Raw genomic sequence first — 7,678 nt, 5'->3', positions numbered from 1 at the left:
TGGGTGGGGGTTCGTCCTCGTCGAGCAGCTCTCCGACCGGTGGGGCTGGGAGTCGAACTCGGCAACGAAGATCTGGTTCGAGCTGAGCACAGCGGCCTGAAGAGGAGGACCCGATGGCACCCGACGACGAGGAGTACCCGGAACACGGTAGGCAGCTCGAGCGCGAGCGGGTCTGGGAGCGCGGGCATCAGGGGCGCCCGGAGGGGTCCGATCGCGATCCGGGTCCGGCCAACACCGACCAGGCTCCCCTCGAGTACGCGGACGAGCAGGGTGGACCTCCCCAGGGCTCGACCGTCCCCACCGAGCGACCGACCCACCCCCAGGACCGCCACCCGCCGCTCGGAGGAGCCGCGTCCGACGAGGCCGCGGAGGGGGAGTCGGACGCGGCCACGGCCGGCAGCTGACGCTCGTTAGCCTTACCCGGTGCCCATAGACCCGATCACGGACTGGGTCCGCGCGCGCGGGTCCGTCACGTTCGCCGAGTTCATGGACCGGTGCCTGCATGACCCCGAGGTGGGCTACTACGCCTCGCAGGTCCCGGGCCCCCGGGGGGATTTCGAGACGGCGCCGACGCTCTCCCCCTTGTTCGGGCGCTGCCTGGCCAGGTGCGTCGAGGCGATGTGGGTGGGGCTGGAGCGCCCGGACCCCCTCACGGTGACCGAGATCGGAGGGGGGGACGGGTCCCTGGCCCGGTCCGTGGCCGCCTCGTCCATCCCCGAGATCGCCCTCGCGTGGCGGTTCGTCGAGCGGCACGCCGCGGTGGCCGAGGCCCAGAGGCAGGCCATGTCCGGGCGCCGGGCCTCCTGGTTCGGGTCCCCGGCGGACGCCGGTCCGGGCGCGGGGGTGGTGCTGGCGAACGAGGTGGTGGACAGCTTCCCCGTCCACCTGCTCGAGGTGGCCGAGGACGGTGTCCGCGAGGCCTACGTGTCCGCATCCGCCGATGGGCTGTCCTGGATCTGGGGGGAGCCCAGCGATTCCCGGCTCGCGGACGGGCTCCCGGACACCCCGGGGCGCTACGAGGCGAGGCCAGCGTCCGGACCGTGGCTGCGCGAGGTGGCGGCGATCGTTGACCGCGGCTACCTGGTGGTGATCGACTACGGCGACCCGCGTCCGCAGATCTGGGAGGGACGCCCGGAGGGCACCCTCCTGGCGTACCGGGACGGACACCCCAGCCCCGACCTGCTCGCCCTCCCCGGGCGCCAGGACCTCACCGCCCACGTGGACTTCACCGTGCTCGACGAGGCCGCGGAGGACGCCGGACTGCGTCGCGTCTGGGCGGGTACCCAGCGGGACTTCCTGCTGACCTGGGGTCTGCGGCGCGACCTCGAGGAGCTGCGGGCGCGGGCGGAGCGCGCCACGGGAGCCGAGGCGCTGCGGCTGCACGCCGCCCGCGGCGCGGCGGCCGTCCTGGCCGGGTCCATGGGCGGGTTCCGCGTGCACGTGTGGGGCCGGGACGTACCCGACCCCGACCCGGCCCACGTCGAGGACTGACGGTTTACCGCCCGCCGAGCCCGGGCATCACGCACGCATGGTCAACAGGTACAGCCCCAAGGTCCTCTTCCTGTCCGCGGACGAGGAAGCCGCGCGACGTGCGGAGGAGCTCACGACCCGCCTGTCCGGAGGTTCGGTCGTGGCGGCGGCCGCTATCGAGGGGGCAGCGAAGCTGTCGGGCACCGATGTCGTCGTGTCGATCGGCGATGCACCGCGCGTCCCCGGGACGTCCGGGGCCCGGCACGACCGGTGGGACGACGGCACGGACATCGAGGCGGGGGTGCGCCGACTCCTCGTGAGCATCGGGATCCCGCCCGTCGACGGGCCCTACCGCTAGCTAGCGGTCGACGTCGCCGACCACGAAGTCGAGGCTCCCGAGGATCGCCACGACGTCGGGGACGTACACCCCGTCCAGGAGATAGGGCAGGACGCTGACGTTCGCGAAGGAGGGGGTCCGGATCTTCATCCGGTACGGCTCCCGGTCGCCGGTCGAGACCAGGTAGTAGTTCACGAGTCCCCGAGGACCCTCGCCGTACACGGAGATCTCCCCGGCGGGGACCCGGAACACCCGGGGGACCTTCGAGGTGACCGGTCCGGACGGGAGCCCCTCGATCACCTGCTCGATGATGTTGCAGGACTCCCACATCTCGCGCACGCGCATGATGTAGCGGTCGAAGCAGTCCCCCGTCTCACCGGTCACGACGTTGAACTCGAACTGGTCGTACCCGAGGTAGGACTCGGTCTTGCGGACGTCGAGCGCGGGTCCGGAGGCACGCAGGTTCGGACCGCTCACCCCGTAGTCGAGACCGATCTCCGGCGGGAGAACGCCGATGCCGCGGGTGCGCTGGATGAACACGTCGTTGCCGATCAGGAAGTCGAGCCACTGGTCGATCCGGGTCCGGTAGTACTCCAGGATCTTCGGGATGGAGTCGTAGAAGCCCTTGGGGAGGTCGTCGCGCATCCCTCCGACCCGGGTGTAGTTGGTGTGGAGACGGGCTCCCGTCACCATCTCGAGCAGGTCGAGGGAGTACTCGCGGTCTCGGTACCCGTACATCGGCGCGGTGAGCGCGCCGAGCTCGAGCCCGTAGACCCCGCAGAAGAGCGAGTGCGACCCGACGCGGTTGAGCTCGGTCATGAGCACCCGGATCCACTTGGCCCGCTCCGGCACCTCGATCTCGGCGAGCGTCTCGCACGCGATGCAGAAGGGCACCTCGTAGGCGAAGCTCGAGATCCAGTCGAGGCGGTTGAGCAGGGTGGTGATCTGGGCGGGGTTGCGGACCTCCACGAGCTTCTCGTAGCCGCGGTGCATGTAGCCGATCGTCGGGTCGGCGCGGCGCACCTTCTCGCCGTCCAGATGAACGACCACCCTCAGGACCCCGTGCGTCGACGGGTGCTGCGGACCGATGTTGAGGACCATCTCGCCCGTGTCGATGTCACGCTCGGTCGTCGTGGTGATGTAGCCGCGTCCGGGCTCGAGGTCGATAGGTGGCCGAGCCATCAGGCGGTCACTCCGCGTCGCACCTGCATCCGCTCCTGCTCGTCGTCACGGGTCGCCGTGAACGATACCAGCGCTTCCCGGTCCCGTTTGAGCGCACGCTCACCCGGGCAGGAGGGTCCGGTGGAGGAGCGAAACGTCGATGCCGTCGTCGTCGGGGGAGGTCCGGCCGGGCTGAGCGCAACCCTGTGGCTGGCCCGCTACCGCCGAAGCGTGCTCCTCCTGGACGGGGGCTCCTACCGCAACCACTCCGTGGAGCTCGTCCACGGCTACCTGGGATCGGACCCGACCCCGCCCGACGTCCTGCGCGAGAAGGCCCGCCGGGATCTCGAGCGCTACCCGTACGTCACCATCGAGCAGGCCGATGTGCCCTCGATCGACAGACGCGGCGACCTGTTCGTCGTCCACGCCTCCACGGGCGCCGTCCTGGCCCGCCGGATCGTGCTCTGCACCGGCGTCCGCGACGAGGTCCCGGAGATCGAGGGCTTCGACGAGCACTACGGCAAGACGGTCTTCCACTGTCCGACCTGCGACGGCTACGAGGCCCGCGGAAGGCGGGTGGCCGTCCTGGGGAGCCGTCCGGAGGTCGCGGCCTTCGCGCTGGGGATGCTCGATTGGGCGCAGAGCGTCGCCGTCGTCACGGGCGGCGCACCGCTCGAGGTGTCGTCGTCGGTGGGGGAGCTGCTGGCCAGTGAGCCTGTCCGGGTCGTGGAGGAGAAGGCGAGCGCGTTGGTCGGCGAGCCGGGGCACCTCGAGGGGCTGAGGCTCGCCGACGGGACGACGATCGATTGCGACATGGTGTTCTTCACCATCGGACACCACCCACGCTCGGAGCTGGCTGTGGCCCTCGGGTGCGAGACCGACGAGGACGGATACATCCGGATCGACGAGCAGGGGTTGACCTGCATCCCCGGCGTCTACGCGGCCGGGGACGTCACCCCCGGCCTGCAGCTCGTCCAGGTGGCAGCCGCCCAGGGCACGGCCGCCGGGGTGGCGTGCGCACAGTCCCTGCGCGGCGAGCTCGGGGCGCCGACCTCTCCGCGCCCGGCGCCCGACCCGGGCTCACTCGATGACGGCGATGAGGGCGCCGGTCTGCACTGGAGCGCCGGAGGAGACCGCTAGCTCGGCCACCTTGCCGTCGCGCGGGGCCACGATGTGGTTCTCCATCTTCATGGCCTCTAGCGTGCAGAGCAGCTCCCCGGCGGAGACCTCCTGACCCTCCTCGACCAGGACCTTGAGGATCGTCCCCTGCATCTGCGCCCTGACCTCGGCATGGGCGCCGTCAGCCGCGTGGCTGGAGGTGGATCGCTCGAGCGGGCTGAAACGGCGGGGCCCGCCGCGGTCCAGCACGGTCACGTCGTACCGGCGTCCGGACACCTCCACCGTCATCGACCGCTCGACCGCCGCGACCGCGACCGCGGGAGCCGAGGCGGCCGCCGGGGCGTCCGGGAGGGCCTCGAGCAGCCCTGGCAGCTCGGCCAGGAACTCGTCCTCCACGAAGCGCGTGTACACGCGGCCCTCCGCGAAGGCGGGGTGGCCTAGGAAGGCCCGGTGGAACGGGATCGTCGTGCGGATCCCCTCGATGCGGAGCTCGGCGAGGGCGCGCAGCATGCGGCGCCGGGCCTGCTCCCGATCGTTGCCGTGGACGATCAGCTTCGCGATGAGGGAGTCGTAGGTCTGCGGGACGGTCCGCCCGGCCCCGAACCCGGCATCGACGCGGATCCACGGTCCAGCCGGCTCCTGCCAGCCGGTGATCGACCCGGGCGACGGCATGAAGCCGGCGGACGGGTCCTCCGCGTTGATCCGGCACTCGATCGCGTGGCCGCGCAGCGGCAGCGTCTCGTACCCGAGCGGCTCCCCGGCGGCCACGCGCAGCTGCTCGGCGACGAGGTCCACGCCGCATATCAGCTCGGTGACCGGGTGCTCGACCTGCAGCCGGGTGTTCATCTCGAGGAACGACAGGGTGCCGTCCTCGCCGAGCAGCATCTCGACCGTCCCCGCCGACCGGTACCCGACCGCCTTCGCGAGCGCGACGGCCGCCTCGCCGATCCGCTGTCGGATCTCCGGCGTGACGGCGGGAGAGGGAGCCTCCTCGATGAGCTTCTGGTGACGCCGCTGCGTGGAGCAGTCCCGCTCTCCCAGGAACGCGACCGTCCCGTGGTCGTCGGCTATGACCTGTGCCTCGACGTGACGGGGGCGGTCGACGTAGCGCTCGCAGAAGACGGCGGCGTCGCCGAAGTAGGCCTGGGCCTCCCGGGCCGCGCCTTCGAGCGCCTCGTCCAGCTCGTCGGCCGAGCGCGCGACGCGGAAGGCCTTCCCGCCGCCGCCCATCACGGCCTTCACGGCGACCGGGAAACCGTGCTCGGCGGCGAAGGCGCGTGCCCCCGCCGTATCGACCGGCTCCGGGGTGCCCGCGACGACGGGGACACCGGCCGCGATCGCGGTGTTCCGGGCGGCCACCTTGTCGCCCATCTGGTCCATCGCGGAGGGAGGAGGGCCGATCCAGATGAGACCGGCGTCGATCACCGCCTGCGCGAAGGCCCTGTTCTCGGAGAGGAACCCGTAACCGGGGTGGATGGCGTCGGCCCCGGACGCCTTGGCGACCTCGATGATCCTGTCGATCCTCAGGTAGGACTCGGCGGCCGGGGGCGGCCCGAGCAGGTGCGCCTCGTCGGCCGTCTCTACGTGCAGCGCGGCGCGGTCGGCCTCCGAGTAGACGGCGACCGAGCCGATGCCGAGGTCACGGCACGTCCGGAAGATCCGGACGGCGATCTCTCCGCGGTTGGCGACGAGGACCTTGCGGAGCACGCGCATATCCTAGACGGCCCGCGGCTCCCTCCGTGAAGAGAGCCGCCCGCTCGTACACTCGTCGCGATGGACGACCTCTCCTCCTCCCGCATGCTGTCCATGCTGGCCGGCACCCGGTTCACCCGGGTCGACGTGGTGGAAGAGATCGATTCGACCCAAACCGTCCTCGTGGCCGAGGGGGGCCCCGACGGCAGGGTGCTGATCGCGGACCACCAGTCGGCGGGCCGGGGACGCCAGGGCCGGACCTGGACCGCTTCGCCGGGGACGTCGCTGTTGATGTCCGCGCTCCTGCGGGACGTACCCGCCGACCGCGCGCCGCTCGTGGGTCTGGCCGCGTCGCTCGCGGTCGCGCGGGCCCTCGACGACCCGCGGGTGGGGATCAAATGGCCGAACGACGTCCAGGTGAGCGGCCGGAAGGTGTGCGGCGTCCTCGGAGAGCTCGCCCAGGACGGGGCGGTCGTGGTGGGGATCGGGCTGAACGTCCACCAGGGGCCGGGCGACCTCCCGCCGGACGTGGAGGCGACCAGCCTCGCCATCGAGGGGCTCTCCCGGTCGAGGGATGTCCTCGCCGCGCGCGTCCTGCTCGAGCTCGACCCCCTCGCCTCCGACACGGACTGGCTCCCGGCCTACCGGGACCGGTGCACCACCATCGGGAGCCGGGTCGTCGTGACCACCCCTTCGGGCCCCGTGGTCGGGACGGCCGAGGGGGTGCGCGACGACGGCGCCCTCCTGGTCGACGGGAGAGCCGTGACCACGGGGGACGTCACGTCGGTCCGGTGAGCGCGTACCTTCGTCGCACGCGACGCGAGGAGGCGAGATGCTCGAGCTGACCACCGACGAGCTCCTGACGACGACGCGGGCCGTGCGGAAGCGGCTCGACCTCGATCGACCGGTGCCCCGCGAGATGATCGAGGAGTGTCTCGACCTCGCGATCCAGGCTCCCACCGGCAGCAACGCCCAGGGGTGGAGGTGGGTGGTGCTCACCGATCCCGAGCGCAAGGCGCGCGTGGCCGAGGCCTACCGTCGCTCGTGGGAGCCCTACGCGGCACAGGGCCGCGACAACCTCGCGAAGCTCGAGGGTGAGCGCGCGGTGCAGATGGAGCGGGTCGTGTCGTCGTCGCAGTACCTGGCCGACAACCTCCACCGGGTGCCCGTGCTGGTCATCCCGTGCGTGCTGGGTCGGCTGCCGGCCGGGGCGCCCGAGTGGATGTGGACGGGGCTGCTCGCCTCCATCTACCCGGCCGTCTGGTCCTTCCACCTGGCGCTGCGCAGCCGCGGGCTGGGGTCCACGCTGACGACCCTGCACGTCGCCTACGCCGACGAGGTGGCCGAGGTGCTCGGCATCCCGGACACGGTCACGCAGGCCGCGCTGCTGCCGGTCGCCTACACGAAGGGGACCCGTTTCCGACGGGCCGCGCGCAGGCCGGTCTCCGAGATCACCTACTGGGAGGGCTGGAAGGGGTAGGGGAGGTCGACCCGCGGTCCAGACGGTCGAGCTGCTCGTCCACCGCCTCGGTCTCCCTCTCCTGCTCGTCCAGCGCCTCGACCGCGTTGCGCACGCCGTCCTGCGAGATCCGCGTCAGGGCGCGGGAGACGAGAGAGCCGGTCCGTGCGCGCTCTTGGTCGTGTGCCATGACGTCACCTCCGCTAGAGGGAGAAGGTCGGGAGCTCGAGGAACTCGTCCAGCCAGTCCTGGGCCCGGTCCGCTCCGGCGTCCTCCGCCTGCTCGCTCGAGACCGAGTAGAGATCCGACTCCCGCTGAGCGTGCTCGAAATGGAACCAGCGGTCCGTCGTCGCGGGCGGGGGGGCGGCCGTCGTCGGCATGGTGCCTCCTGTCGTAGGTCGGCTCCCGACCTTATGGCGGGTGGGGTGGATCCGCAAGGG

10 protein-coding genes are annotated in these 7,678 nt (G+C 71.7%); 6 read left to right on the top strand and 4 right to left on the bottom strand.

What is annotated here, in order from left to right; genetic code table 11:
- Positions 1 to 113 precede the first annotated feature (113 nt).
- Genes VM840_06135 through VM840_06125 form a run of 3 tightly spaced genes read left to right on the top strand, consistent with a single transcriptional unit; the run spans position 114 to position 1,828 of the window.
- Positions 114 to 404, top strand: a complete 291-nt coding sequence (locus VM840_06135; GenBank protein HVL81154.1) for a hypothetical protein — start codon at positions 114 to 116, stop codon at positions 402 to 404.
- A 19-nt stretch (positions 405 to 423) separates the two neighbouring features.
- Positions 424 to 1,491 carry an SAM-dependent methyltransferase gene (locus tag VM840_06130; GenBank protein HVL81153.1) on the top strand — a complete coding sequence of 356 codons (1,068 nt, stop codon included), beginning with the start codon at positions 424 to 426 and terminating at the stop codon, positions 1,489 to 1,491.
- A gap of 37 nt (positions 1,492 to 1,528) precedes the next feature.
- Positions 1,529 to 1,828, top strand: coding sequence for a hypothetical protein (locus tag VM840_06125; GenBank protein ID HVL81152.1), 300 nt, complete (start codon positions 1,529 to 1,531; stop codon positions 1,826 to 1,828).
- Here VM840_06125 and VM840_06120 read toward each other — a convergent pair whose 3' ends face one another.
- Complete coding sequence (locus VM840_06120) at positions 1,829 to 2,989, bottom strand: NADH-quinone oxidoreductase subunit D (protein HVL81151.1); 1,161 nt, start codon at positions 2,987 to 2,989, stop codon at positions 1,829 to 1,831.
- 120 nt (positions 2,990 to 3,109) lie between these two features.
- Between VM840_06120 and VM840_06115 the strand changes: the two genes are divergently transcribed.
- Entirely contained in the window at positions 3,110 to 4,108 is a 999-nt protein-coding gene (locus tag VM840_06115) for an NAD(P)/FAD-dependent oxidoreductase (GenBank protein HVL81150.1), read from the top strand.
- Here VM840_06115 and VM840_06110 read toward each other — a convergent pair.
- Entirely contained in the window at positions 4,049 to 5,800 is a 1,752-nt protein-coding gene (locus VM840_06110; GenBank protein ID HVL81149.1) for a biotin carboxylase N-terminal domain-containing protein, read from the bottom strand. The two genes, VM840_06115 and VM840_06110, sit on opposite strands and share 60 nt — an antisense overlap.
- A 60-nt stretch (positions 5,801 to 5,860) precedes the next feature.
- Between VM840_06110 and VM840_06105 the strand changes: the two genes are divergently transcribed.
- Both VM840_06105 and VM840_06100 read left to right on the top strand, forming a co-directional pair.
- On the top strand, positions 5,861 to 6,574 hold the full coding sequence (locus tag VM840_06105) for a biotin--[acetyl-CoA-carboxylase] ligase (protein ID HVL81148.1): 714 nt from the start codon (positions 5,861 to 5,863) through the stop codon (positions 6,572 to 6,574).
- Between the two features lie 37 nt (positions 6,575 to 6,611).
- Positions 6,612 to 7,259, top strand: coding sequence for a nitroreductase family protein (locus tag VM840_06100; protein ID HVL81147.1), 648 nt, complete (start codon positions 6,612 to 6,614; stop codon positions 7,257 to 7,259).
- Here the strand turns inward: VM840_06100 and VM840_06095 are convergent.
- Positions 7,231 to 7,428 (bottom strand): hypothetical protein, encoded by a 198-nt coding sequence (locus VM840_06095; GenBank protein ID HVL81146.1) that lies wholly within the window; start codon positions 7,426 to 7,428, stop codon positions 7,231 to 7,233. The genes VM840_06100 and VM840_06095 overlap by 29 nt on opposite strands.
- Positions 7,429 to 7,441: 13 nt before the next feature.
- Positions 7,442 to 7,618, bottom strand: coding sequence for a hypothetical protein (locus VM840_06090; GenBank protein ID HVL81145.1), 177 nt, complete (start codon positions 7,616 to 7,618; stop codon positions 7,442 to 7,444).
- Positions 7,619 to 7,678 lie beyond the last annotated feature (60 nt).

The sequence above is a fragment of the Actinomycetota bacterium genome (genome assembly GCA_035540895.1).
Classification (GTDB): Bacteria; Actinomycetota; JAICYB01; order JAICYB01; family JAICYB01; genus DATLFR01.
The sequence above is the reverse complement of the archived record's forward strand: the minus strand, read 5'-3'. Positions and strand labels throughout refer to the sequence as shown.

What these genes read in the sequence shown, in the direction of transcription:
- VM840_06100 (HVL81147.1), top strand. Translation starts at nt 6,612, where the DNA reads ATGCTCGAGCTGACCACCGACGAGCTCCTGACGACGACGCGGGCCGTG.
- VM840_06090 (HVL81145.1), bottom strand. Translation starts at nt 7,618, where the DNA reads ATGCCGACGACGGCCGCCCCCCCGCCCGCGACGACGGACCGCTGGTTC.
- VM840_06120 (HVL81151.1), bottom strand. Translation starts at nt 2,989, where the DNA reads ATGGCTCGGCCACCTATCGACCTCGAGCCCGGACGCGGCTACATCACC.
- VM840_06135 (HVL81154.1), top strand. Translation starts at nt 114, where the DNA reads ATGGCACCCGACGACGAGGAGTACCCGGAACACGGTAGGCAGCTCGAG.
- VM840_06110 (HVL81149.1), bottom strand. Translation starts at nt 5,800, where the DNA reads ATGCGCGTGCTCCGCAAGGTCCTCGTCGCCAACCGCGGAGAGATCGCC.
- VM840_06105 (HVL81148.1), top strand. Translation starts at nt 5,861, where the DNA reads ATGGACGACCTCTCCTCCTCCCGCATGCTGTCCATGCTGGCCGGCACC.
- VM840_06125 (HVL81152.1), top strand. Translation starts at nt 1,529, where the DNA reads ATGGTCAACAGGTACAGCCCCAAGGTCCTCTTCCTGTCCGCGGACGAG.
- VM840_06095 (HVL81146.1), bottom strand. Translation starts at nt 7,428, where the DNA reads ATGGCACACGACCAAGAGCGCGCACGGACCGGCTCTCTCGTCTCCCGC.